The following is a 25,226-nucleotide window of genomic DNA, read 5'->3' as shown; positions in this document are numbered from 1 at the left end:
CAGTCCTCGATCTGCGCGACCGTCAGCGATTCATCACACAGTCAGCCCAACGACCAAGGCGACGACCAGTCACATCACATGCGGTTGCAGTACTAATTCAGGCTAGCCAAGGCTAGATCCTGCCGCGTGTTCCAGCAGGAGAGCCGCTGACCAGCGGCTCTCCTGGACGTTCCGTTGATCCAGACAATCACGAATGCTCCCTCTTCCGTTGCCCCCAGAAGCCGGTCCCAGGGGCTTGCCCGTAAGACCCTGTCGTGGAAACCCAGTTGAGTATCGGCTACCCGCCGCCCCAACCGGATTCGGACGCCATGGACAACGATGTCCAGGGCCTATGCTCGACCTCGCTCCCGCAATCCTGCCCGAAGGACCGCCCACCATGGCCGAGACCACCATTTCGCACGAGCCCCGCTACGGCACCCGGCCGACGATGAAGGACGTGGCTGCGCGAGCCGGCGTGGGTCTCAAGACGGTGTCCCGGGTGGTCAACGGCGAGACGGGGGTGACCCAGGAGACCGAGCGCCGGGTCCAGGAGGCCATCGACGCCCTCGGGTTCCGGCGCAACGACAGCGCCCGGGTGCTGCGCAAAGGGCGCACCGCCACCGTGGGGCTGGTGCTCGAAGACCTTGCCGACCCCTTCTACGGGCCGCTGAACCGCGCCGTGGAGGAAGTGGCCCGGGCCCACGGGGCGCTCCTCATCAACGGGTCCAGCGCCGAGGACCCCGACCGGGAGCGGGAGTTGGCCCTGGCGCTGTGTGCGCGCCGGGTGGACGGGCTGATCGTGATCCCGGCCGGGGACGACCACCGCTATCTGGAGCCGGAGATCCGGGCGGGCATCGCGACGGTGTTCGTGGACCGGCCGGCGGGCCGGATCGACGCGGACGTGGTGCTGTCGGACAGCTTCGGCGGTGCCCGTGCGGGGGTGGCGCACCTGATCGGGGGCGGCCACCGCCGGATCGGGTTCATCGGGGACCACCCGCACATCCACACGGCGGCGGAACGCCTGCGCGGCTACCGCGAGGCGATGGCGGACGCGGGCCTGCCCGTGGCGGAGTCCTGGGTCTCCCTCGGCTCCACGTCCCCGGAGCGCGTCGGGGAGGCGGCCCGGGCGATGCTGGCGGGCCCCGGCCCCGTCACGGCGGTCTTCGCGGGGAACAACCGGGTGACGGTGACGGCGGTACGGGTCCTCGCCGGGCACCTGCTGCCGGTGGCCCTGGTCGGCTTCGACGACTTCGAACTGGCGGACCTGCTGCACCCCGGGGTGACCGTGGTCGCCCAGGACGCGGCGGCCCTGGGCCGGGTGGCCACGGACCGTCTGTTCCAACGCCTCGCGGGCGCGGCCCCGCCCCCGGCCCGCATCGAACTCCCGACCCGCCTGATCCCCCGCGGCTCGGGCGAACTCCCGCCGGCCGCCTGAGGCTCACCGGATCAGCCCCCGCAGCACGGGCACGGCCCCACCGGCGGCGCCGAGCCCGGCGAGCACGGACAAGGCGACGGGGATGCCGCCCATGCGGCTCAGGCCGCCGACGGTGAACCCGATGAGCAGTGCGCCGATGAGCACGACGGCGGTGTGCAGCGGCAGGAAGGCTTCGTTCGGCCGAGCGGGCTGCTCGTCCTCGGCGATGCGCCGGCGAGGTGTCGTCATGGGTTCCATTCCAGCGCCCCGTACGGCGCTCCCCGGCCCGGGCGGAACGGATCCGTACCGGATCCGATCGGCACGGAAACGTCCCGAACGGGCCTTCCGTTCCGGCCTGTTCGACGAAGTCGGGGAAAGTGCCACGTCCTGGCCGTAGCCTGGCGCTCTGCGCATCCGGGAGGAGACTCGTGGAACCACACGGCACCTTCGATCAGGAACTTGCCCGCCTCGCCTCCGACTTGCGTCGGCTGCGCCTCGAACGCGGGAACCCCTCGTACCGTCAGCTGGCGGCCCGGGCCGAGAAGTCCCTGACGGGAGTGCAGCTGCCGATCGCCACCCAGAGCGACGCGTTCCTCGGCAAACGGCTACTGGGGCTCGATCTGCTCATGGGCCTCGTGCGGATCCTGCTCGCGTACGACGAGGACGGCCGGGAGCGACCCGTTCCCCCGCACACTGCCCCGGCGCTGCGGCCCTGGCGGAACCGCTGGCGGACGCTGCAGGCGGTGCGGCCACCCCGTGCCCGGGTACGGCAGGAGCCCCGTACCGCCACTGCAACCGCCCCGCCGCCCGCACCTGCACCCGCGGTCCCCGAACGGCCACCCGCCCACCCGGCGGCGGGCCGGCCCACGGAGGCCGGGCCGACGCCGGCACCCGCGTCCGTCCGCTCCGTACGCTCCGTCCATCCCTCCGGATTCACCCTGACCCATCTCCTGACCGCGGGCGGCGAGTACGTCTCGGGACTGGCGTTCTCACCCGACGGGCTCCGGCTCGCCACGGGCGTCGGGAAGGGGACCGTACGGCTGTGGGACCTCCGGGAGGGGCACTCCATCGGCGTACCGGACCACGGACCGGCCGACACCCTTAGCCTGGCGTTCTCGCCCGACGGTCGCACCCTGGCCACCGCGCACGCCGATCGGTCCGTGCGCCTGTGGGACCCCGCGACGTCGAAGCCGCTGGGGCCCGCCCTGCGCGGTCATGGGATGGGTGTCACGGCGATGGCGTTCTCGCCGGACGGCCGTACGCTGGTCACCGGCGACGGCGACCGCGCCGTGCACCGCTGGCGCGTCCCCGACGGCCGGCCGGCCGGTGCGCCTCTGACGGGTCTGCGCGGCGCGGTCCGCGCGCTCCGGTTCCTCCCCGACGGCCGCCTGGTGGCCGCCCTGCAGAGCAGCGTCCTGGTGGAACTGTGGGACCTCCTCGCGGACACGGACGCCGGGGAGCCGACGCTGAGCGGCAAAATCGTCGCAGTGGCCGTGAGTCCCGACGGCCGGCAGCTCGCAACGGCCGGCGAGGGCGCCGAGGCCAGGCTGTGGAACACCGCCGACGGGGTCCGCATCGGGTCGGCGCTGGCCTGGCCGGCCAGGATTGTCTGGGACGTGGCCTACAGCCCGGACGGCAACCTGGTGGCCGCCGCGGGGGACTACGGCGAGCTCCAGCTGTGGGACACGCGCAGCGGGATCCCGGTGGGCAGGCCGCTGACGGGCCACGACCGCCGGCTGCACCACGTCGCCTTCTCGCCGGACGGCCGCACGCTCGCCGCCTGCGGCGAAGGCGACACCGTGGTCGTGTACAGCACCGCGCCCTCGTTCGGCGCCCCGGTCCTCTCCCCGCTCGCGGCCAGGGCGCTTGGCGGAGCCCTCTACTCAGGTGTCCCGGTCTCGCTTCCGGCTCTCGCTTCCGACAGCACCACGCCCCTCGGCCGTGTCGCTTTCTCCCCGGACGGAAGCAGGCTCTTCGCCGCCGGCCCGGCGGGGCCGGCGGTGGTCTGGGATCCGCTGTCCGGCCGCAGGGTTCCGCAGGAAACCCCGGCTGCCCCGGCCGACGCGCCGTGGGGACTGGCTTTCCCCCGGGACGGCCGCAGCGCGGTGCTGTGGAACCGTTCGGCGGGCGGGGGCACGCCGCTCCACGGCCTGGTCTCCCTGCACGAGGGGGTGGCCTTCTCCCCGGACGGCCGGCGCGCGGCCGTGGTGGAACCGGACGGCCGGATGCGGCTGTGGGACGTGGCCGGCGGGTCGGCGACGGACCAGGGCTTCGCGGGGGCCGGGCCGGTGACGGCGCTCGCCTACTCGCCCGACGGAGGCACAGTCGTACTCGCGGTGGGCCGGGCGGTCGTCCGGTGGAACACGGCCACCGGAGAGCCGCGGGGCCGGGCCGCGGAGGACCACCGGGCCGCGGTCCGGGCGTTGGCCGTGACGCCGGACCGGCGCCTGGTCGCCACCGGCGACGCGTCCGGACTGGTGTGCCTGCGGGACGTCGACGGCCACTGGCATCCCCGGCAGCCCTCCGGACATCCCGGTGAGATCGGCGACCTGGCGTTCGCACCGGGTGGCGCGCTGCTCGCGGTCGCGTCCGGCGCGCAGGTGTGGCTGTGGGATCTCGTGTCCATGAGGCCCGTCGGAGCACCGCTCGGTGACCACGGCTCGACGGTCCGGGGCGTCGCCTTCTCCCCGGACGGCGGACTGCTCGCCGCTTCCTGCGCCGACGGCCTCGTCCGCCTGTGGCTGACGCCGTTGTCGGTCCGCGACAGGAGGGGAGGCGCGGCCCCGGCGTCCGCGCCTCCCGTCCTGTAGTTCCGGACCGGGCCCCTCCCGGGAGCCGCCCGCGCAGGCCGCGTCAGGCAGTCGCCGTCAGTGTCGCGGAGCGGCGCGGGATCGCGAAGGCGTCCAGTTCGGCGCGGGTCAGGCCGGTCAGGGCGGTGACCTCGTCCGTGCCCACCGCACCGCAGTCCAGGCCGCGGACCAGGTAGCCGGCCAGGGCCTTGGCCGTGGCCGGCTCGTCCATCACGTCGCCCTCGATCTTCGCGACGTACGCCTTCAGCCGCGCGGCAGCCGCCTCAAGGCCCTCGCGGTAGAAGGTGAACACCGCCGCGTAGCGGGTCGGGAGGTGGCCCGGGTGCATGTCCCAGCCCTGGTAGTAGGCGCGGGCCAGGGCCCGGCGGGTGAGGCCGTAGTGCAGCTTCCAGGCCTCGTGGACGTGCTCGGTGCTGCCGATCGGCAGGACGTTCGTCGAACCGTCGGAGACGCGTACGCCGGTGCCGGCGGCCGCGACCTGCATGATCGCCTTGGCGTGGTCGGCGGCGGGGTGGTCGCTCGACTGGTACGCGGCGGAGACGCCGACGCAGGCGCTGTAGTCGAAGGTGCCGTAGTGCAGGCCGGTGGCGCGGCCCTTGGACGCCTCGATCATCCGGGCCACGGTGGCGGTGCCGTCGGAGGCGAGGATCGACTGGCTGGTTTCGATCTGGATCTCGAAGCCGATGCGGCCGGAAGGCAGTCCACGGGCGGCCTCGAAGGCCTCCAGCAACTCGACGAAGGCGGTGACCTGCTCGGCGTAGGTGACCTTGGGCAGCGTCAGCACGAGCCCTTCGGGCAGTCCACCGTGCTCCATCAGGCCGGACAGGAAGATGTCCGTGGTGCGGATGCCGCGGTCCCGGACGTTGGCCTCCATGCACTTCATGCGGATCCCCATGTAGGGGGCGTTGTCGCCGCCCGCGTACGCCTCCCGGACGAGGCGGGCGGCGCGGGCCGCGGCCTGGTCCTCCTCCGCGTCCGAGCGGGCACCGTAGCCGTCTTCGAAGTCGATCCGGAGGTCCTCCACCGGTTCGCTGTGAAGCTTGGCCCGGACTCGTTCGTACACCGGGTCGGCGAGCGCCTCGGGTATGTCGAGGACCCGGGCCAAGGTGGCCGCGTCGGGTGCGTGCTCGTCGAGGGCGGCGAGCGCCTGGTCCCCCCAGGTGCGGATCGTGTCGGGGGTGAACGCGTCGCCGGGTACGTAGACGGTGTGGACGGGCTGACGGGTTCCTGGGTCTCCGGGGTAGCGGCGCGCGAGTTCCGCGTCCACCGGTGCGAGGGAGGCGCTGATGCCTTCGCTGACCGCGCCGGCGAGGCTCGTCGCCACCTTCTCCTGCTGACCCATCCTGCACTCTCCTATTTTCCGCTTCACGGAAGCATTGATCCGCATAGCAGAATTTAGTAGCGGCCCTCCACCTCAGTCAATGGTCACCGGAAACAGCCCGGGGCCGCGCGGTGGAATCACCACGCGGCCCCGAACCACGAGCGCTCCCCAGGTCAGAGCCTTCTGCCCGGGTACGGGTGTCAGCCCTTGCGGGTCTTGATCTCCTCGGTCAGCTGCGGGACGACCTGGAAGAGGTCACCCACCACGCCGTAGTCGACCAGATCGAAGATCGGGGCCTCGGCGTCCTTGTTGATGGCCACGATGGTCTTCGAGGTCTGCATGCCGGCACGGTGCTGGATGGCACCGGAGATGCCGGAGGCGATGTACAGCTGCGGGGAGACCGACTTGCCGGTCTGGCCGACCTGGCTGGAGTGCGGGTACCAGCCGGCGTCGACAGCGGCACGGGAGGCACCGACGGCAGCGCCGAGGGAGTCGGCCAGGGCCTCGATCACCGAGAAGTTCTCGGCGCCGTTCACACCGCGACCACCGGAGACCACGATGGCGGCCTCGGTGAGCTCGGGGCGACCGGTGGACTCGCGCGGGGTGCGCGAGACGACCTTGGTGCCGGTGGCCAGCTCACCGAAGGAGACGGGCAGCTGCTCCACCGCGCCCGCAGCCGGAGCGGCCTCGACCGGGGCGGAGTTCGGCTTGACGGTGATGACCGGCGTGCCCTTGGAGACGCGTGACTTGGTGGTGAAGGCCGCCGCGAACACGGCCTGGGTCGCCACCGGGCCCTCGTCGCCGGCTTCGAGGTCGACGGCGTCGGTGATGATGCCCGAGCCGATGCGGACCGCGAGGCGGGCGGCGACCTCCTTGCCCTCCGCGGAGGAGGGGACGAGCACGGCGGCCGGCGAAACGGCCTCGAACGCGGCCTGCAGGGCGTCGACCTTCGGGACGACGAGGTAGTCGGCGAACTCGGCGGCGTCTGCGGTGAGGACCTTGACCGCACCGTGCTCGGCGAGGACGGCGGCGGTGTCGGCGGCGCCCGTACCGAGGGCCAGCGCGACGGGCTCACCGATACGGCGGGCCAGGGTCAGCAGCTCCAGGGTGGGCTTGCGGACGGCGCCGTCCACGTGGTCGACGTAGACGAGAACTTCAGCCATGGGATTGATCTCCTGGTAATGCGAAGTATCTGGGGGCGGTTGAGGGGGCCGAAGGTCAGATGAACTTCTGGCCGGCCAGGAACTCGGCCAGCTGCTTGCCGCCCTCGCCCTCGTCCTTGACGATCGTTCCGGCGGTGCGGGCCGGACGCTGGGTGGCCGAGTCGACCGCGGTCCAGGAACCCTCCAGGCCGACCTCGTCCGCCTCGATCTCCAGGTCCTCCAGGTCCAGGGACTCCACCGGCTTCTTCTTCGCCGCCATGATGCCCTTGAAGGACGGGTAGCGGGCCTCGCCGGACTGGTCGGTCACGGAGACGACCGCCGGAAGGGATGCCTCAAGCTGCTCGCTGGCGCTGTCGCCGTCACGGCGACCGGTGACGGCGCCGCCCTCGACCTTGACCTCGGAGAGCAGCGTGACCTGCGGGACGCCCAGGCGCTCGGCGAGGACGGCCGGAAGTACACCCATGGTGCCGTCGGTCGAGGCCATACCGCAGATGACCAGGTCGTAGCCGGTCTTCTCAATGGCCTTGGCCAGCACCAGCGAGGTGCCCATGACGTCGGTGCCGTGCAGGTCGTCGTCCTCGACGTGTACGGCCTTGTCGGCGCCCATCGACAGCGCCTTGCGCAGCGCGTCCTTGGCGTCTTCGGGACCGACAGTCAACACGGTGATCTCGGCGTCGTCCGCCTCGTCCGCGATCTGCAGTGCCTGCTCGACGGCGTACTCGTCCAGCTCGGACAGCAGGCCGTCCACGTCCTCGCGGTCGACGGTCAGGTCATCGGCGAAGTGCCGATCGCCGGTGGCGTCGGGCACGTACTTCACACAGACAACGATCCTCAAGCTCACGCCGGCTCTCCTACTGCATCGTCTTTTCAGGTGCTGCCTTATCCAGGCAGCATAGGCGCCTTACTGGGCGGATCCCGGTCGGGGCGGCCCACGCTCCGACGGAAATGTTACTCGTCAGTACATCGTGGGCGACGCCCGGAGGCAAGGTCCGCTATGTGTGACCTTGCCAACGCTCGTGCCGCCCCGCCCAGCAGGCACGATTCACTCGCGCAGGGCGTTGAAGCGCCCCTGGTGGTAGAGGAGCGGACGCCCGGCGGCACTGCTGGACGCCTGGAGATCGCCCGCGACCACTTGGGCAATGACCACACGGTGGTTCCCCGCCGGTATTCGTGCCGAAACCCGGCACACCAACCAGGACAGCACGCCGTCCAGCAACGGCACCCCCTCGGGGCCGCTGCGCCAACTGGTGTCCGGGCCGAATCGATCGGCTCCGCTGCGGGCGAAGAGGCCCGCGAGCTCCACCTGGTGCTCGCCGAGGATATGCACCCCGACGAACTCACCGCCGGACACCGCCGGCCAACTGGAGGACTGCGTTCCCATGGAGAAGGAGATCAGGGGCGGTTCGGCTGACACGGACGTCAGCGAGGTGGCGGTGAAACCGACAGGGCGCCCCGCACCCCTGGCGCCCTGCTCGGCCGCGGTGATCACCGCAACCCCCGCGGCATGCTGCCGGAAGACGGAACGGAGCAGGTCGGCGGAGCCCTCTTGGACGGTGGCGGGGAGCAGCATTCCGTCAGGGTGTCGACGGCTGGCGCGCACAGTCAAGCCACGGCCAGCAGATGCGAGCTGCGTCACGGACGGTGTTCACCGCTCACCGCGCGTCCCAGCACAGCGATCACGTCGGCCTTCCTGGGTTGGCCCTCGGCGCGGCGCACCAATCGACCTCGCCCGTCCAGCACCAGGACGGTGGGCGTACGCTCCACGCCCAGGGCCCGCACCAGATCCAGGCGGGCCTCCGCATCGATCTCGGCATGAGCCACCCCCGGCACCAGGGCCGCCACCTCCGCGAGGATGCGACGGGTGGCGCGGCAGGGCTGACAGAAGGCGGTCGAGAACTGGACCAAGGTCGCCCGAGCGCCCAGCGGCGCACCGAGCTCAACCGCGCCGAGCGACCCGCTCGCCAGCACCTCGGGCCCCCTGGACCCGCACTGCCCCTCGCTCACCACTGACTCCTTTCCGCTCGCCGCCACCGCCACATCCCGCTCGCGCAGCGTTCGAACCACCGCAGGAATTCCCGTCAACCAAGAACGTGACAAGAATCTCCCAGGCATTCCGGTCACCTGCCGCGTCAGGACTGGCCCCGACGCCGCACATCGGGCACGATCTGGCCAATGCCGCTATACCTACGGCTGCGTAACTTCCCGCCGGGAGCACCTCCCCAGGCAGAAAGAGGGGTCTCCCCGATGGCAGAGCTGGTCTATCCCCCGGTCATCGGCGCCGCGCACACCCTGTTCCGCGCGCTCGACATCCGCATCGACATGAAGGGGACCGAGAACATCCCGCGCAAGGGCGGGGCGGTCCTGGTGTCCAACCACATCGGCTACCTCGACTTCATCTTCACCGGCCTGACCGCGCGCCCCGCCAAGCGGTTGGTGCGCTTCATGGCCAAGGAGTCCGTCTTCCGACACAAGGTGTCGGGGCCGCTCATGCGCGCGATGAAGCACATTCCGGTGGACCGGAAGCAAGGCGAGGCTGCCTACCAGCACGCTCTGGACGCCCTGCGCTCCGGTGAGATCATCGGTGTCTTCCCCGAGGCGACCATCTCGCAGTCGTTCACGCTCAAGAGCTTCAAGTCGGGGGCGGCGCGCCTGGCGCAGGAAGCCGGGGTGCCGATGATCCCGGTGGCCCTCTGGGGCACCCAGCGCCTGTGGACCAAGGGCCGCCCCAAGGACCTCAAGCGCAGCCACATCCCCGTCACCATGCGCGTGGGCGAGCCCATCGAGGCCCCCGCAGACCAGTACGCGGGCGCGCTGACCCGTCGGTTGCGCGAACGGATCCAGGAGCTGCTGGAGGCCGCCCAGCGCGCCTATCCGGTGCAGCCCGCGGACGCCAAGGGCGCTTGGTGGCTGCCGGCCCACCTCGGAGGGTCGGCGCCGACCCCGGCGGAGGCCAAGGAGCTGGGCTGAGGAGTCGCGCGGGTCCGCTCCCGGAGAGGGCACGGACCCGCGCCCCGGCGGCCGTCGGCTCGAAGGACGGGCTGAGCACGACGAGCACCCTCACGTAGACGAGGCCGCCGTGAGGGTGCTCGGCCCGACGGCACGCCAGGCCCACGTCAGGTCCGCCCGGAGTTCGTCAACAGGCGACGCCGGCCGAGCGGACCGGCATCGCGAGCTCGGTGCGGGCGCGGCTACCAGCCCCGGTGCGGGCGGCCTTTCGCTGCGGGCTCGCAAAGACCGCCCGGAGGGGCACTTGCAGTCGCGGACCCTTAGCGGTTGATCTCTTCCTTGAGTGCGGCGAGGAACTCGTCCACGTCGTTCTCGGTGGTGTCCCAGGCACACATCCAGCGGACGTCGCCGGCCGCCTCGTCCCAGAAGTAGAAGCGGAAACGCTTCTGCAAACGCAGGCTGACCTCGTGCGGCAGTCGTGCGAAGACCGCGTTGGCCTGCACCGGGTAGAGGATCTCGACCCCGTCGACCTGACGGACGCCGTCAGCGAGCCTCTGAGCCATCTCGTTGGCGTGCCGCGCACTACGCAGCCACAGGTCCTTGGCCAAGAGCGCCTCCAGCTGCACGGAGACGAAACGCATCTTGGACGCCAACTGCATCGACATCTTCCGGACGTGCTTCATCGCGCGCACGGCATCCGGATTGAGGACCACCACGGCCTCACCGAACATCATGCCGTTCTTGGTGCCGCCGTAGGACAGCACATCCACGCCCACCGTGTTGGTGAAGGAACGCATCGGCACGTCGAGCGAGGCCGCCGCGTTGGCTATCCGAGCCCCGTCGAGGAATACCTTCATGCCCCGCTCGTGGGCGTGCTCACAGATGTCGCGGATCTCGTCCGGCGTGTAGACGGTTCCCAGTTCGCTGTTCTGGGTGATCGCCACCACCTGCGGCATGGCCCGGTGCTCGTCGTCCCAACCCCACGCCTGCCGGTCGATGAGCTCAGGGGTGAGCTTGCCGTCCGGCGTGGGCACGGTGAGGAGCTTGAGCCCCGCCATCCGCTCGGGCGCTCCGCCCTCATCGACGTTGATGTGGGCGGACTCCGCGGCGATCACCGCACCCCAGCGGTCCGTCATGGCCTGCAAGGCGACGACGTTGGCGCCCGTGCCGTTGAAGACGGGGAAGGCCTGCGCATAGGGGCCGAAGTGCCCCCGGAACACCTTCTGAAGGTGCTCCGTGTACACGTCCTCTCCGTAGGCGACCTGATGGCCGCCGTTGGCGAGGGCGACGGCCTCCAGGAGCTCGGGGTGGACGCCCGCGTAGTTGTCGCTGGCGAATCCGCGCACCGCCGGGTCGTGGTGGCGGCGGGCATCGGTCCTCAGGGGTGCGGGGTGAGCCACAGACGCTGTCCGTTCACATCGGAGGCGGGCCTGTCGAAGACTCCGGCGATGGCCTCGGCCAGCTCCGTGACGTCGGTGAAGCCCGCGAACTTCGCATTCGGGCGCTCGGCGCGCATCGCGTCGTGCACCAGTGCCTTGATGACCAGGATCGCAGCCGCAGCGCCGGGGCCCGCCTCGCCCCCCGCCTTACGGAAGGAGTCGGCCATGGCCAGCGTCCAGGCTTCAGCCGCCGCCTTGCCGGCGTTGTAGGCGGCGTTGTTGGCGGTCGGCTTGGTCGCCCCGGACTGGCTGATCAGGAGGTAGCGGCCACGGTCGCTGCGCAGCAGGCCGTCGTGGAACGCGAGCGAGGTGTGCTGGACGGTCTTGACCAGCAACTTTTCCAGCAGATCCCAGTCGGCGAGGTCGGTCTCCGGGAAGGAGGTGCTGCCGCGCCAGCCGCCCACGAGGTGGACCAGACCGTCGATCCGGCCGAACTCCTTCACCGTACGCTCGGCCCACTCCCTGGTCGCAGCCAGGTCCAACAGGTCGACCGTGTCTCCGGTGACGGTGGCCCCGCCGTGGGCGTAGCGGGCAGCATCCACGGCTTCCGCCAGACGCGCCGCATCCGCGTCCGCGGCCACCACGACGGCTCCCGCCTCCGCGAGCCTGAGCAGGGTCGCACGTCCCGCGGGCCCGCCGGCGCCCGCCACCGCGACCACCGCTCCGTGGAGTGCTCCGTTGCCGTTGCCGTTGCCGTTCATCGAAGCCTCCTGCTCCTCACGGGCACTCACGCGGCGACCCGCTCGGCGTTCGTCGCGGTGATCCCCTTGGCGGAGGCGATCACGCTCTTGAGCTTCTTGGCGAGCGCCTCATAGAACATGCTGAGCGGAAACTCGTCGGACAGCACGTCGTCCACCAGCTTGCGCGGGGGCAGGGTGAGGTCCAGCGCGTCCGGGCCCTTGGCCCAGCGCGATCCGGGGTGCGGCGCGAGGTAGGCGGAGACGAAGTCGTACGCCTTGAACCAGTGCACGAGCTTGGGGCGGTCGATGCCCGCCCGGTACAGCTCCTCGATCTCGGTGCAGAGCCGGTTGGTGACCTCCGGTGCCCGCTCCCAGTCGATGGTCAACCTGTTGTCGGTCCAGCGCAGGACGTCGTTCTTGTGCAGGTAGGCGAAGAGCAGCTGGCCGCCGAGGCCGTCGTAGTTGCGGTTGCGGTCGCCGGAGACCGGGAAGCGGAACATCCGGTCGAAGAGCACCGCGTACTGCACGTCGCGGCCGTGGGCGTTGCCTTCGGCTTCGAGCTTCACGGCCTCCTTGAAGGCGGTGAGGTCGCAGCGCAGCTCCTCAAGGCCGTACATCCAGAACGGCTGACGCTGCTTGATCATGAACGGGTCGAAGGGCAGGTCACCGTGGCTGTGGGTGCGGTCGTGCACCAGGTCCCACAGGACGAATGCCTTCTCGCAGCGCTCCTGGTCCTGGACCATGGCGGCGATGTCCTCGGGCAGCTCCAGCCCGAGGATGTCCACGGCCGCCTCGGTGACCTTGCGGAAGCGGGCGGCCTCACGGTCGCAGAAGATGCCGCCCCAGGTGAAGCGCTCGGGGGCTTCGCGTACCGCGATGGTCTCCGGGAAGAGCACGGCGGAGTGGGTGTCGTACCCCGCGGTGAAGTCCTCGAAGGTAATGCCGCAGAAGAGGGGGTTGTCGTACCGGGTGGCTTCGAGCTCGGCGAGCCACTCCGGCCAGACCATGCGCAGCGCGACCGCCTCGAAGTTGCGGTCCGGGTTGCCGTTCTGCGTGTACATGGGGAAGACGACCAGGTGCTGGAGGCCGTCGGCCCGCTGGGAGGCCGGCTGGAAGGCCAGCAGGGAGTCCAGGAAGTCCGGCACGGTGGCGCCGGCGCGCACCCACTTGCGCAGGTCGGCCACGAGCGCGCGGTGGTAGTCGGCGTCGTGGGGCGTCAGCGGGGAGAGCTCTTCGACAGCGCCGATCATGCGCTCCACGACCGCCTCGACAGCCGCCGGGGACGGGGCGCCCTCGGCTTCGAAGTCGATGGAGCCGTCCTTGGACTGCCAGGGGCGGATCTCCTCCACGGCGGACTTGAGCACGGGCCAAGCGGAGTGGTCCACGATCCGCTCACCGGCGGCTATCGCGCCACTGTCCGCGCCCTGCACAAGGGTTTCCGTCATGTCACTTCCTCCACAGGAGAACCTCAGGTCAGTGCAGCCTAAACGGGCGAGGCTCTTCCGCTCAAGAGGATCAGAAGAAAAATATTCGGCCAGCACCCCGGTTACACCGAAATTTTTCCCGCACCCGGCCGTCCCGGCGACGCTCAGCCCAGCAGTCCCTGCCCAGCGCCGGGTAGGGCGGCAGCGACTGGAGCGGGCTCCAGATTCAGGACACCCGCCACGGCCGGCGTCACCTTGCGCGGGCTGCGTCAAACGCGGTAAGGACGCGCCCACGTGCGGGTGAGGACGCGACCCTCGGCAAAGCGTCGGCAAAAGATCGCAGTCGTTGGGGGGACCGGCCGACGGGCCGGAAAACGGCCTTGCACGGACGGCCCTCCTTCGCCGACCGCCCACTAGGCTGCCTGCTTGCCGCACGGGCGGTCAGGGCCGCCGTGCGGGAGCCGCCGTCGACGGAAGCGAGAGAACCTTGACTTTCCTCACCATCGGTCATCGCGGGGTCATGGGCGTCGAACCCGAAAACACCCTGCGGTCATTCGTCCGCGCCGAACAATGCGGCATGGACGTCATCGAGCTCGACCTCCAGCTCAGCAAGGACGGCGCCCTCGTCGTCATGCACGACGCAGAAGTGGACCGCACCACGGACGGCAGCGGCGCCATCGCCGCGCTGACCCTGGCCGAGCTGCGGGAGCTCGACGCCGGCGAAGGCGAGCGGGTACCGCTGTTCGAGGAGGTCGTGGAAGCGGTACGCGCCCCGCTGCAAGCCGAGATCAAAGACCCGGCCGCCGCCCAGGCGCTCGCCTCGGTACTCATCCGACGTGACCTCACCGCCCGAGTGGAGGTCTCCTCCTTCCACGACGCGGCGCTCGCCGAGATCACCCGACTCGTACCGGGCGTGCGTAGCACTCTCAACGCGGGTCGGTATGGGGAGGACATCGTGGACCGGGCTCTGGCCGCGGGAGCGGAGTCGGTCGCGCTGAACATCCGCCGACTCACCCTGGAGACGGCCGAGTCCGCGCACGCCGCCGGCCTGAAGGTGATCGGCTGGGTGGTCAACACCCAGGAGCACCTGAGGCTGGTCCGGGCGCTGGAGCTGGACGGCGCCGTCACCGACCTCCCCGAGATCCGCCGGACCGGCCGCTTCACCGCCTGAGCGACCAGAGCGCCCCGACCACGGACCTATAGCGCCTTCACCAGCAGTTCGAACTGCAGGTCGTCCCGACGAGGGATGCCGAAGCGCTCGTCGCCGTAGGGGAAGGGGCTCATCTGGCCGGTGCGCCGGTAACCGCGCCGCTCGTACCAGGCGATGAGTTCCGCCCGCACCTGGATCACCGTCATCTGCATCTCGCGCACGCCCCAGTCGGCGACGACCCGGCGTTCCGCCTCGGCGAGGACGACCTTGCCGAGGCCCGCGCCCTGGAGTTCGGGGCGCACCGCGAACATCCCGAAGTACGCGCTGTCTCCGCGCCGTTCAAGCTGGCAGCAGGCGACGATCACGCCGTCCTGCTCGACCACGACCAAGGTGCTGTTGGCGGCCTCGACCACGTCCCGCACCCCCTGCTCATCGGTGCGCTGCCCATCGAGGTAGTCGGCCTCGGTGGTCCAGCCACCCCGGCTGGCTTCGCCGCGGTACGCCGATTCCACCAACTTCAGCAGCTCGGGCACATCCGCCTCGACGGCGTCCCGGAAAGTCGGGTTGCTCACTTTGCCACGTCCCCATCCCACTCGATCACACAGCGCCCGAGCCTAACCCGGCGCACGGGCGGGCAGTGCATGAGGGACTGGACGAGCCGGAAGGCGCCGGGCCGGTTCCCGGCGGGGAGGACACGGTGCACGCAACGACGACGTCCGCGTGGCTGCTGGTGGCCTTGTGCGCGCTCAGTGGCGGATCCTGCCTACTGCGGCTGCGTGAGGGATGCCGCAAGGAACGGGTGGAGATGTCCCGGGAGGCCGTCATGGGGCTGGGGATGGCCGCGATGGCTGCCCTGCCGGCGGTGTCCGAGGCCGTCGCGGGCTGGGCGTGGCCGTGGGCGGTCCTGTGCGCGCTCTTCGGAGCGAGCTCGCTGTGGGCCCTGTGGCGGCGGCACCTGCACCATGCGGTGGGCTCGCTCGCGATGGTCTACATGACCTTGGTCATGCTGACCGCACCGGGCGGCGCACACGCCGGGCACGGAACGGGCGCCGGAGGCGTCCCCGCACTCACCGGCTTGCTGCTCCTCTATTTCGCGGGGTACGTGCTCCGCGGCGGGACGCGGCTGCTCCGCTCGGCCGGGCCCGGCGACCTGGCTCCCGTACGGGCCACGGTCAGCGTCACCGAGCTGGCGGGGGCTTGCCGGCTGGCCATGGGCATCGCGATGTTCGCCATGCTGATCGGCATCTGAACACAGTTGCCGCAGGCTGCCGCGACCAGCCGTGGCAGCCTGCGGAGTGTCCTGCGTCACTTGGTCGTCCAGTCCGTACCTACGGCCCGCGGTGCACTCATAGGCTGATCCCATGATGGTCTCCGCCGCACTCCTGCTGCTCGGCGCACTGGCCGCGATCGTCGCGCCCCGACTACTGGCGCGAGCCGAGTGGCCGGAACGGGAACCGGTGGTGGCACTGTGGGTGTGGCAGTGCGTGGTGGCCGCGGTTCTCCTCTGTTTCGCGCTGTCGATGACCTTCAGCGCAGCCGCCGCCTGGATGGCCGTGCGCGGTCGCGTGTTCGCTCCCGCGCCGCACCGGGTGATCGAGGCGTACGCCCTCGGCGCCGGGAGCCCCTGGGCGGCTGGCACCGCACTGGTCCTGCTGGGCGGCGCGGTGTGGACGGCCGCGATGCTCACCCGCGAGGTGTGGCGGGCCCGGGCGCGGCGTCGGACCCGGCGTGCCGAGCTGTTGGTCCGTGCGCCGCTGATGCCCGGCGAAGTGCCGGGCTCCGAGCCGCTGGTGGTCCTGGAGGCACCGCGTCCAGATGCTTGGTGGCTGTCCGGCACGCGGCCTCAACTGGTGATCACCACGGCCGCGTTGCACCGCCTCAAGGGACGACAGCTCGACGCCGTGCTGGCCCACGAAGCCGGCCACGCCGCGGCCCGTCACGACTGGCTGCTCTACTGCGCCAGCGCGCTGGCCAGTGGCTTCCCACAGGTGCCGGTGTTCGCCGCGTTTCAGGCCGAAATGCACCGGCTCGTGGAACTGGCGGCCGACGATGTAGCCTCGCGTCGTTTCGGCAGGCTGACGATCGCCCTCGCCCTGGTCGGGCTCAACGAGGACAGCGGGGTGTTCGGGCCCTGCCCGACGCCCCAGGCGCATATCCCGCAACGGGTGCGGCGGCTCCTTTCGGGCGCGCCCCGGCTCACGGCCGCAAGGCGGCTGCGGCTGACCGCCGCTGCGGCCCTGGCACCAGTGGTGCCACTGCTCGTGGCGCTTGGCCCGGGCTTGTCCGCGCTGGCTTGAGACCAGATGGCCGGCGCGGGGCGGGAACGGATGATGTCCGTCGAGCCGCCAGTAGAGCGCGCGGCCCAGCGGTTCCTGTCCGCGTTCAGCGGCATCTCGCCTCATTTCCGGCTCGACGGAATCTTCTGACTGCCGCTCAGTACCGCTTCGAGATGGCCATCCGCTTCACCCTCTGGGAGGGCATCACCGGCGCGGCCGGCCAGCCCGCCGCGCCCTGACCCAGGACCCGAAGCCGGGCCCCACCACACCCCGGCACACCGTCAGACGAACACGCACCCGACAACGTGACAGCACCGTCCATACGCTACTGAACTAAAACTATTCAGGATGAAAACCGGCCTGTAGGGTCATTCGATGGTGCGGGCGTAGTAGGGGCGATGCTGAGAAGCAACTGGCGGTGATTGGTACGTCCACGCACCCACCGGTTTCGCGTCGCCGACGAGGGAACCGAGGTCGGCGCCGATCCCGTTCGTATGGTCGACGACCGACACCTTGTACCTTCCTTCGTCCTCTGACGCCAAGGGATACAAGAGGTAGGGCTGACACACATTGAACGGGGCTGCGATCGTCCTGCCTCCGTTGTCGTCGCTCGGGCTGCGACCGTACATGGTGATCGGGGCCATACTCACGGGCACGGGCCTGACACCTGCTAGGTCGATCTGGAAGGAAAACGTCGTCTTGTCATGGGGGACAAGCTTCTGCCCGTTCTCCAGCCCCGCCTGCTTACACGTGACCGTCCACGCGTCCGAGGGGGCGGCGTTCGGTGAAGGAATAACCGTCTCGAACCACGCCGGGAGTTTAGGCTCGCCGAATAGTTCCTTTCCGGCCTGGATGGCGAGCGGGCTGTCGCAGACTACGTGGGTCCGCCAATAGCCGCTCAGCTTGGTCTGGTCCTGGCCTTCGGCGAACTGTCGATAGCAGAGATTCGGAAGGAACGTGGACGACGCCTTGGGGTGCGCGATGATGTTGAGTTCGATCTCCTGCGTCAGGCTTCCCCCACCTGCGAACTGCGCGAAGTATAGTTGGTAATTTAGGGAAACGCAGGCCTTGGTGTCGAACAAGGTTACTTCGAGCTCAGGGTTTTCCTTCTTGAGTCGCCGACTTGCCGGACCTGGGTCGACTAGGAAGTCGAGGCCGATGTGATGCAGGGCACCGATCTGGAATGGAAGTCGGAAATCTTCATGGACGGGAGGGAGGTGATTCCAGCGGGCGGCCACAAGATGGCTCCTCTTCATCAGAACAGACTCGCGCGGAACAAGAGATGAGTGAACAAGGAAAACGAGGCAGTGGAGTTACGTCGGTTCGCGCTTGTCGCCTACGGGAGTCAGGCACCATCGGCTTCGGTCCGAGGCCGATGGTGCGTGGGGGGCGACGACGCCGCTGGCCAAGGGATGTCCCGTTAGCGCCGAAGATGAGGCTGCTACAGGGGTCGGGTCGCTGAACTCATCCTCTCTTCTGCACGCACGTAGGCAAGTTCCAGAACGCTTCGGGATCGAGCCGGCAAGCCGCACTCGCCGATCCGACCGAGGGCCGCGTCAGCCGGCCTTGAAAATGTCATCAACCGACCACGCGTGGTGGACTTCGAGATGCCAAGCACGGCGGCAGGGCCTGATGGGCACAGTCATCTACCAGCACATGGGCGATCGGGGCGAACTGCGCCTCATGAGGCGTGTCCTGCGTCCCGCCACTCTGCGTCCGTACCCGCGATGATGAGACCTGCGCCTCCGTGATCTCCCACAACCCGCCCACCCAACTAGTCTCCATACGCCCTGTCCCTACGAGGCCAGTTGCGCCTTATCAGACAGGACGCAATCTATGGAACTGCCGGGCTCGTTGACGCTCTTTGCCGCGATAGTGACCAACTGCTCCACAATTGGATAATCACCGCTTTTGCCCGTCATGTCATGACCGACACACCCTCGCAGAATGGATTCGCACTCCAGCGGCTCCAGACACATGTGTGGCTCTCGGAGAACTCTAGCGAGACGGCTCGAACTGAGGTGGTCGCCTGTCATCCGATTGGCGGATGCGCGACCGACCAACCGGCGGATGTACGCCTCACCCAGTTGGTGGATAGGGATCTACTCCAGCTCTCCGGCTGACCGGAGGAGAAAGCCGTCACCCCTGTGCTCTTATCGTGGAACTGTTCACGCCATTCGGACTATCTCGCATGTCGGAGGTCATGATGTCTGTGATTCACGCAAGCGTCCCGAGCGCTCCGTACACTCGCCTGCCGCGCTTCACTGCGGAAATCGCCGAACCGATTGAGGCTGCGAGCTGGGCACTATGCGATACCGGCGTGAGACAACATGCCGTTCGTGACTACCAGCAACAGGGCTACGCCGTCGTGCAGGTACACGGATCCGCCTCCACCACGAGCGACCTCTTCACCCTGGCCAAAGCCCTGAACCTCGGCGCGCCATTCACCCCGCCGGTCTACAAGAACAGCCCCCACACATCCGGCGGCGTCAGCGACATATCCGCCCGCAAGGATGGCGCACATCCGTTCGAGGGCTCTCGCGGACAGGACTTGCATTGTGACGGCACCTTGCAGCACCTCGGCGAGGTTCCGACGACCATTTTGCTGTGCTCCGCCCCTGCGGCGGAGGGCGGCGTGACCTACTTGGTCAACCTTGTCGACGCCTACACGGCCCTCCTGCGAACCGACCCGGAGGCCGCAGAACAGCTAGCCCACGACGGTGCCCTCAAGCGCACGTCCGGTAGCCATTCTGTGATCGGCCCCGCCTTCACCGAGCAACAACCAGGGCATCTGATGTCTCGATACAGCAGGACCGTCACGGATCGTTATTACGCTCTGCCTGGCCGTCAAGGTGCACTCAAGCGTGCCCTCGCCTTCATGGACGCTGCCGCGCGACCGGGGAGTGCCTTCAGGACCGAAGTCGTCCTCGACTCGGGCCAAGCTCTGATCTTCGCAAACGACCAGATGGGTCATGGTCGTACCGCCTATCTCGATGCCCCCTCACGCCCCCGGCTACTGCGACGTGGTTTGTTCACGACACGGCCATGCGCGTGAACCTCACGCCCCGGTCCCGTCCTCGACTTGGACCCCGGCCGTCGAACCAACCACCCCTCCATACCGTGGGCCCGGAGGGCTCCCTCGGCCAGGCGGAGCCAACCCCACTGCCCTCGGCGGCCGGTACGTCGGGAATCCGGTGACAGGGGAGAGCGCGGCACCGCGGCGAGGCGACTTCCCGCAGTTCACCTCCCGGCCGCACCCGCGTGTCACGCTCCGGAGCCGGCGCGACGCCGACTGGACGGGGGAATTCGGAATGCTTAAAATGTCTGAATGACGGCACTTATATCATAAGTGTCCTATGAGGGTAGACAATTCCTCCCGGGGCGGTCGAAGGCGCAGAGTCTGCGTGGACGGTGAGCCTTTGTCTCGGTTTCCGCGCAGGCCGCGCCGCCGTTCTCGTCGTCCAGCCCGTTCGTCCGCCGGACTCGGCTCTCGATGTGACCGGCTCCGCGAAAGGAAGCTGACCGTGTCCCTGCCGACATCCAGCGCCATCGCCTTGCACATCAACGGCGACGACCATGAACTGATCGTGGACTACCGCACCAGCCTGCTCGACGTGCTGCGGGAACGTCTCGGTCTGACCGGCACCAAGAAGGGGTGCGACCACGGGCAGTGCGGCGCCTGCACGGTCCTGACCAACGGACGCCGGACGCTCTCCTGTCTGCGGCTGGCGGTGACGGCAGAGGGATGTGACATCACCACGATCGAGGGCCTGGCCGACGGCGAGCGGCTTCACCCGGTGCAGCAGGCGTTCCTCGACCTCGACGGCTACCAGTGCGGCTACTGCACGCCGGGACAGATCTGTTCGGCGGTGGCGGTGCTCGATGAGCAGGCTGCTGGCTGGCCGAGCGCCGTCACCCGTGACGTCCGCCCGGAGGCCGGGCAGCCGATCCTGAACGCCGACGAGATCCGCGAGAGGATGAGTGGCAATCTCTGTCGCTGCGGCGCCTACGTGTCGATCGTCAAAGCCATCGCACGGGCGGCCCGTCAGGGCGGGGAGGACCCGATAGCCGAGGCATGGGGGTCGGGATGAGAGAGTTCGGCTACCACCGCGCAATCGATCCCTCGGACGCGGTTGCGGTGCGTGACACCCACCCGGACGCACGCTTCCTCGGCGGCGGTACCAACCTCGTCGATCTGATGAAGGCCGGCGTCGAGCGGCCCACCATGCTCGTCGACGTCAGTCGACTGCCTTTCGACACGATCGAAGTGGCGCCGGACGGCGGCCTCCACATCGGCGCGGCCGTCGTCAACAGCGATCTCGCCGCCCATCCCGAGGTCCGCCGCCGGTATCCGGCACTGGCGCAGGCGGTGCTCGCGGGAGCCTCCGGACAGCTCCGCAACATGGCGACGGTCGGTGGGAACCTGCTCCAGCGCACCCGTTGCGCCTACTTCAACGACATCACAACACCTTGCAACAAGCGAGTCCCGGGAAGCGGGTGCCCGGCCATCGAGGGCGAGCACCACAACCACGCCATTCTGGGCGCCTCCGAATTCTGTGCGGCCGTCCACCCGTCGGACCTAACCGTCGCGTTGACGGCGTTCGACGCGGTCGTCTCGTACCAGACGAGCCAAGGTCCCGGCGAACTGCCGTTCAGCGAGTTCTACCTTCCCGTGGGTGACACCCCCCACCGCGAGACCGCTCTCCCGCCCGGAGCGCTGGTCACCGGCGTCACCCTGCCGCCTGCTCCGCTCGCCGCGCACTCGCGGTTCCGGAAGGTACGCGAGCGCGCCTCCTACGCGTTCGCGATCGGCTCGGTCGCCGCCGCACTCGACGTGCAGGACCATGTCGTACGCGATGTGCGACTCGCCTTCGGCGCGGTCGCCTCCCACCCCTGGCATGCCATCAAGGCCGAACGGCAACTGGCCGGGGCGCCGGCGGACCCCGCGTCGTTCGCCGCCGCCGCTGATGCCGAACTGGCCGCCGCCCGGCCGCTTCCCCACAACGGGTACAAGGTGACCTTGATGCGCAACCTCGTGGTGGCGGTGCTGACGGAACTCACCGAGGAGGCCCGCCCATGACGGCGGTGACAGCGGCAAGAGGGCGTGTCGGCACCCCGTACGTCCGTGTGGACGGCCGGGACAAGGTCACGGGGGCAGCCCGCTACGCCGGGGACTTCTCCTTCCCCGGGCTCGCTCACGGAGCACTGGCGCTGTCCACCATCGCCCGGGGCCGTATCCGCTCCGTCCAGGCTGCTGCCGTCGCTGCGATGCCCGGCGTGCTGGCCGTCCTGCATCACGGCAACGCTCCGCACGTGGACTTGGAGATGCTGAGCGTGCCACCGGACCCGACGGTCGCTCTGTTCCAGCACGACCGAGTGCCCCATGTCGGCTGGCCGGTGGCACTGGTCGTCGCCACGACCGCCGAGCAGGCTCGAGAGGCGGTCGAGTCACTGGTGATCCACTACGAGCAAGAGCCGCACGACGTCGAGTTCTTCGCCGAACACCCCGACGCCTACGTGACGGACACCCCCCTCATGCCACCGGCGGTGGCACGGAAAGGAGACCTGGAATCCGCACGCGCAGCGTCCCCGGTCCTCGTCGACGCGCTGTACACAACCGCCGAGGAGCACCACGGCATGATGGAGCCCCATGCCGCTACCGCACTCTGGGACGGCGACAGGCTCGAAGTCCTCGACTCCAACCAGGGGAGCCAATGGGTCGCGGACGGCCTCGCGATGTTGTTCTCACTCGATCCGGCCCAAGTGCACGTGCGTTCCGAGCACGTCGGAGGCGCGTTCGGATCGAAGGGTTTGCGTGCACACCAAGTGGCCGCAGTGATGGCCGCGACGGTGCTCCAGCGCCCGGTCAGAGTGGTATTGACTCGCCGTCAGATGTTCTCGCTGACCGGCTACCGGAGCCCCACCGCACAACGGATCAGGCTCGGCTCCGACCGCGCGGGACGATTGCTCGCCGTGCAGCACGACGCGTTGAGCATGACGTCGACCGTGCACGAGTTCGTCGAGCCGAGCTCCGAGATGGGGCGGCTGATGTACGACGCTGGCGCGCACCACACCCGTAACCGGGTCGTACGGCTGGACGTTCCCACCCCGACCTGGATGCGCGCGCCGGGCATGGCCCCCGGCTCTTTCGCCCTGGAGTCCGCTCTCGACGAGCTCGCCGAAAAGTGCGGCGTGGACCCCATCGTGCTGCGCACCCGAAACATCCCCGCCGCAGGACCCATGTCCGAACTGCCGTTCAGCAACCACAACCTGCTCGCCTGCTTCACCGAGGGAGCCCGGAGGTTCGGCTGGCCGGACCGCGACCCGCGCCCCGGCCTGCGACGCGAGGGGCACTGGGTAGTGGGGACCGGTACGGCCGGGGCCGTCTACCCCGCAGTAGTCGCACCCTCCACGGCCTCCGCGACGGCCGAGGCGGACGGCACCTTCACCATACGGATCACCGCGTCCGACATCGGGACCGGAGCACGCACCGCGCTGACCCTCGTTGCCGCCGATGCACTGGAGGTGGCGCCGGAGCACGTGCGTGTCCTCATTGGGGACAGCGACTTCGGCCCGGCGGTGATCGCCGGTGGCTCCATGGGAACCCGTTCCTGGTCCTGGGCTGTCATGATGGCGGCACGCAGGCTGCGAAAGCATTTGAGCCGGGACGGGATCATCCCGCCCGAAGGGATCACGGCGCGCGCGGACACCTCCGCGGAGGTCGCCGCTCTACCACCGAGGGAACGGCATTCCTTCGGAGCGCAGTTCGCAGAGGTGGCCGTGGACCCGGCTACCGGTGAGGTACGGGTACGGCGCATGCTCGGTATCTTCGCGGCGGGCCGGATCGTCAACCCGCTGACGGCGCGGAGCCAGCTCGTCGGCGGAATGACCTGGGGCATCTCCATGGCCCTCCACGAGGAGGCGGTCAGAGACCGGGTAACCGGCGGTCAGATAGGCCCCGATCTCGCGAACTACCACGTCGCAACCCACGCAGACGTGCCGGAGATCGAGGCAGACTGGGTGGACGATTCGGACCCCGACGACCCCGTGGGGATCAAAGGCATCGGCGAACTGGGGATCGTGGGCGCCGCCGCGGCGATCGCGAACGCCGTCTGGCACGCGACCGGCGTGCGGCACCGGAACCTGCCGATCCGACCCGACCGCGTACTGGTCGCGGCCATGGCAGGACGCGAGGGTCCGCAGACCCGCACGCGGGGTCCAAAGGACGCAGGTCCCGAACTCGCCGGGGGATGATGGTCGGGGGCGCCGCATGCGTCGACACACCACGCCGGCCACGAGCCAACACCGCACTCCGTCCCGTCTTGCGGGCCTCAATTTCAGTGACGCCGCACCTGCCTACGGCCCCGCTGCGGATGCCGTTGCCGACCGGGCGGGTGCCTCGTGTGATCGACGTCGACGACTTCGCAGCGTGCCGGCGGCACCGCTATGCCGCCGTGATCACCGATGCCGAGCCCCACGAACGATCGACGTGCTCCCCAGCCGCACGGCCGACACGAGCACGCGTTCCGCTTCCGTAGGGCAAACGGCCCCACCGAGTGCATCGGCACCGAGAGCAATGGGATCGCGTGCCAGATGACCGCCAGGTGTACGGCCAGTCCTCGGCATGAGGCAGGTAGGTGACGGCTTCCGCTGGTCGGGGGAGCTCGCTTCCCCCGGTCGGGGAGCCCCCGGTGGGGGGCCGACTGCTGGATGTCGCGACCGAGCACCGCCCCTCACCACACCCCGGGCTGGATGGCGCTCCTCCCCACACCCCAGTTCAACTGCCCGGCGGGACGGAGCGACACCCACCATCGACCGTGGACCAAGCCCTTAGACTGCCGGCCCATGCAAAGGCCCGGTGTTCCCTCCTGGTGGCCGGCTGTCGGCTGCGCGGTGGCCGCAGCCACCCTGATGGCACTCGTGCTCGCAGGCTGGACGCCCTTGGTCGCCGTGGACCAAGCAGTGGCACTCTCACTCCACCGTCACGCGCTCGCACACGCGCTGCCGACCCTCGTCAACCGCGCGCTCAGTGACTGGGTGTGGGATCCCAGCGTGCTGCGCCTGCTCACCGCGGGCGTGGCTGCCGCGCTCTGGTGGCGGGGGCAGCGGAGACGGGCCTGGTGGGTTCTGGGCACCCTGGCAGCGGCGGGCGCACTCAACAACGGGCTGAAACTCGCGGTCGGCCGGCCGCGCCCGCAGTGGATCGACCCGGTGGACTCGGCGCCGCACGCGGCCTGGCCTTCCGGACACGCGCTGACCGCAGCGGTCGTGTTCGGCTTGCTGGTGTGGATCCTGTGGGACCGCGTCCCCGTCCTGGTCTCCGCTTCGGTCGCCGTGGTCTCGGTCCTCGGCGTCGGATTCACCCGGCTCTACCTGGGCGTGCACTGGCTGAGCGACGTGTTGGGCGGCTGGTTGCTCGGATCCGCGCTGGTGTTGTCGTCCGTGCGCTTGTTCGCTCGGGGACGGCCGGGACGGGCATCGGAACGGTCGGGCCGCCGAGCCGAGACGAGCGGCTGAGACCTGTCCGGCACTAGTACTCCAGCAGCACTTCGTGGCTTGACCTGGGGAAACGTCGAGCGGGTGGGAGTGTAGCGGGCAGGAGTCGGTCACGGACGGCTTCTGCC

At 69.5% G+C, this 25,226-nt stretch carries 22 protein-coding genes and 1 pseudogene; 12 read left to right on the top strand and 11 right to left on the bottom strand.

Annotation, left to right across the window (positions count from 1 at the left end):
• The first annotated feature begins 376 nt into the window (after positions 1–376).
• Positions 377–1,414 (top strand): LacI family DNA-binding transcriptional regulator, encoded by a 1,038-nt coding sequence (locus ACFYMC_RS28035; RefSeq protein ID WP_388530391.1) that lies wholly within the window; start codon positions 377–379, stop codon positions 1,412–1,414.
• A 3-nt stretch (positions 1,415–1,417) separates the two neighbouring features.
• Here ACFYMC_RS28035 and ACFYMC_RS28030 read toward each other — a convergent pair whose 3' ends face one another.
• On the bottom strand, positions 1,418–1,642 hold the full coding sequence (locus tag ACFYMC_RS28030) for a hypothetical protein (RefSeq protein ID WP_388530388.1): 225 nt from the start codon (positions 1,640–1,642) through the stop codon (positions 1,418–1,420).
• A 179-nt stretch (positions 1,643–1,821) separates the two neighbouring features.
• Here ACFYMC_RS28030 and ACFYMC_RS28025 point away from each other — a divergent pair, with 179 nt between their 5' ends.
• The gene (locus tag ACFYMC_RS28025) at positions 1,822–4,203 is read left to right on the top strand and encodes a WD40 repeat domain-containing protein (protein WP_388530385.1); all 2,382 of its coding nucleotides are present in this window, start codon (positions 1,822–1,824) and stop codon (positions 4,201–4,203) included.
• A gap of 43 nt (positions 4,204–4,246) precedes the next feature.
• Here ACFYMC_RS28025 and ACFYMC_RS28020 read toward each other — a convergent pair whose 3' ends face one another.
• The 5 genes from ACFYMC_RS28020 to ACFYMC_RS28000 all read right to left on the bottom strand — a co-directional run bounded on the left by ACFYMC_RS28020 (position 4,247) and on the right by ACFYMC_RS28000 (position 8,655).
• Positions 4,247–5,545 (bottom strand): DUF6986 family protein, encoded by a 1,299-nt coding sequence (locus tag ACFYMC_RS28020; RefSeq protein WP_388530383.1) that lies wholly within the window; start codon positions 5,543–5,545, stop codon positions 4,247–4,249.
• A 179-nt stretch (positions 5,546–5,724) separates the two neighbouring features.
• Positions 5,725–6,687, bottom strand: a complete 963-nt coding sequence (locus ACFYMC_RS28015) for an electron transfer flavoprotein subunit alpha/FixB family protein (RefSeq protein WP_388530381.1) — start codon at positions 6,685–6,687, stop codon at positions 5,725–5,727.
• Between the two features lie 55 nt (positions 6,688–6,742).
• Complete coding sequence (locus ACFYMC_RS28010) at positions 6,743–7,528, bottom strand: electron transfer flavoprotein subunit beta/FixA family protein (protein WP_388530379.1); 786 nt, start codon at positions 7,526–7,528, stop codon at positions 6,743–6,745.
• 201 nt (positions 7,529–7,729) lie between these two features.
• Positions 7,730–8,257 (bottom strand): flavin reductase family protein, encoded by a 528-nt coding sequence (locus tag ACFYMC_RS28005; RefSeq protein ID WP_388530376.1) that lies wholly within the window; start codon positions 8,255–8,257, stop codon positions 7,730–7,732.
• A gap of 62 nt (positions 8,258–8,319) precedes the next feature.
• Positions 8,320–8,655, bottom strand: a complete 336-nt coding sequence (locus ACFYMC_RS28000) for a thioredoxin family protein (RefSeq protein ID WP_388530396.1) — start codon at positions 8,653–8,655, stop codon at positions 8,320–8,322.
• 276 nt (positions 8,656–8,931) lie between these two features.
• Here ACFYMC_RS28000 and ACFYMC_RS27995 point away from each other — a divergent pair, with 276 nt between their 5' ends.
• Positions 8,932–9,654 (top strand): lysophospholipid acyltransferase family protein, encoded by a 723-nt coding sequence (locus ACFYMC_RS27995; protein WP_388530373.1) that lies wholly within the window; start codon positions 8,932–8,934, stop codon positions 9,652–9,654.
• 299 nt (positions 9,655–9,953) lie between these two features.
• Here ACFYMC_RS27995 and ACFYMC_RS27990 read toward each other — a convergent pair whose 3' ends face one another.
• Genes ACFYMC_RS27990 through ACFYMC_RS27980 form a run of 3 tightly spaced genes read right to left on the bottom strand, consistent with a single transcriptional unit; the run spans position 9,954 to position 13,197 of the window.
• Positions 9,954–11,015 (bottom strand): threonine aldolase family protein, encoded by a 1,062-nt coding sequence (locus tag ACFYMC_RS27990; RefSeq protein ID WP_388530393.1) that lies wholly within the window; start codon positions 11,013–11,015, stop codon positions 9,954–9,956.
• Positions 11,012–11,773, bottom strand: a complete 762-nt coding sequence (locus ACFYMC_RS27985; protein ID WP_388530370.1) for an SDR family NAD(P)-dependent oxidoreductase — start codon at positions 11,771–11,773, stop codon at positions 11,012–11,014. The genes ACFYMC_RS27990 and ACFYMC_RS27985 overlap by 4 nt, the downstream gene beginning before the upstream one ends.
• A 26-nt stretch (positions 11,774–11,799) precedes the next feature.
• On the bottom strand, positions 11,800–13,197 hold the full coding sequence (locus tag ACFYMC_RS27980) for a DUF6421 family protein (RefSeq protein ID WP_388530367.1): 1,398 nt from the start codon (positions 13,195–13,197) through the stop codon (positions 11,800–11,802).
• Between the two features lie 466 nt (positions 13,198–13,663).
• On the opposite strand from ACFYMC_RS27980, the gene ACFYMC_RS27975 reads away from it, so the two are divergent.
• Positions 13,664–14,347, top strand: a complete 684-nt coding sequence (locus ACFYMC_RS27975) for a glycerophosphodiester phosphodiesterase (protein ID WP_388530364.1) — start codon at positions 13,664–13,666, stop codon at positions 14,345–14,347.
• Positions 14,348–14,373: 26 nt separating this feature from the next.
• Here the strand turns inward: ACFYMC_RS27975 and ACFYMC_RS27970 are convergent, their stop codons facing one another.
• A complete protein-coding gene (locus ACFYMC_RS27970) occupies positions 14,374–14,898 on the bottom strand; it encodes a GNAT family N-acetyltransferase (RefSeq protein ID WP_388530361.1) in 525 nt (174 codons plus the stop codon).
• A gap of 125 nt (positions 14,899–15,023) precedes the next feature.
• On the opposite strand from ACFYMC_RS27970, the gene ACFYMC_RS27965 reads away from it, so the two are divergent.
• From ACFYMC_RS27965 to ACFYMC_RS27955, 3 genes and pseudogenes are all read left to right on the top strand, one after another.
• Positions 15,024–15,575, top strand: coding sequence for a DUF5134 domain-containing protein (locus tag ACFYMC_RS27965; protein WP_388530358.1), 552 nt, complete (start codon positions 15,024–15,026; stop codon positions 15,573–15,575).
• Between the two features lie 112 nt (positions 15,576–15,687).
• Positions 15,688–16,623 (top strand): M56 family metallopeptidase, encoded by a 936-nt coding sequence (locus tag ACFYMC_RS27960; protein ID WP_388530355.1) that lies wholly within the window; start codon positions 15,688–15,690, stop codon positions 16,621–16,623.
• A gap of 63 nt (positions 16,624–16,686) precedes the next feature.
• Positions 16,687–16,841, top strand: a pseudogene (locus ACFYMC_RS27955) (IS6 family transposase); the annotation flags it as partial.
• Between the two features lie 129 nt (positions 16,842–16,970).
• On the opposite strand, the gene ACFYMC_RS27950 reads toward ACFYMC_RS27955, so the two are convergent.
• Positions 16,971–17,840: a hypothetical protein gene (locus tag ACFYMC_RS27950; protein WP_388530352.1), complete on the bottom strand. Its 870-nt coding sequence runs from the start codon at positions 17,838–17,840 to the stop codon at positions 16,971–16,973.
• A 920-nt stretch (positions 17,841–18,760) separates the two neighbouring features.
• On the opposite strand from ACFYMC_RS27950, the gene ACFYMC_RS27945 reads away from it, so the two are divergent.
• The 5 genes from ACFYMC_RS27945 (at position 18,761) to ACFYMC_RS27925 (ending at position 25,119) form a co-directional block, all read left to right on the top strand.
• Positions 18,761–19,657, top strand: coding sequence for a TauD/TfdA family dioxygenase (locus ACFYMC_RS27945; RefSeq protein WP_388530349.1), 897 nt, complete (start codon positions 18,761–18,763; stop codon positions 19,655–19,657).
• A gap of 469 nt (positions 19,658–20,126) precedes the next feature.
• Positions 20,127–20,693, top strand: a complete 567-nt coding sequence (locus ACFYMC_RS27940) for a (2Fe-2S)-binding protein (protein WP_388530346.1) — start codon at positions 20,127–20,129, stop codon at positions 20,691–20,693.
• Positions 20,690–21,682 carry an FAD binding domain-containing protein gene (locus ACFYMC_RS27935; RefSeq protein ID WP_388530343.1) on the top strand — a complete coding sequence of 331 codons (993 nt, stop codon included), beginning with the start codon at positions 20,690–20,692 and terminating at the stop codon, positions 21,680–21,682. Before ACFYMC_RS27940 ends, ACFYMC_RS27935 begins: the two co-directional genes overlap by 4 nt.
• A complete protein-coding gene (locus ACFYMC_RS27930; protein WP_388530340.1) occupies positions 21,679–23,856 on the top strand; it encodes a xanthine dehydrogenase family protein molybdopterin-binding subunit in 2,178 nt (725 codons plus the stop codon). Before ACFYMC_RS27935 ends, ACFYMC_RS27930 begins: the two co-directional genes overlap by 4 nt.
• A gap of 591 nt (positions 23,857–24,447) precedes the next feature.
• Complete coding sequence (locus tag ACFYMC_RS27925; RefSeq protein ID WP_388530337.1) at positions 24,448–25,119, top strand: phosphatase PAP2 family protein; 672 nt, start codon at positions 24,448–24,450, stop codon at positions 25,117–25,119.
• Positions 25,120–25,226 lie beyond the last annotated feature (107 nt).

The organism is Streptomyces sp. NPDC006879 (assembly GCF_042869595.1).
Lineage (GTDB): Bacteria > Actinomycetota > Actinomycetes > Streptomycetales > Streptomycetaceae > Streptomyces.
Note: the sequence above shows the minus strand (reverse complement) of the source record. Positions and strands in the feature narration are given on the sequence as shown.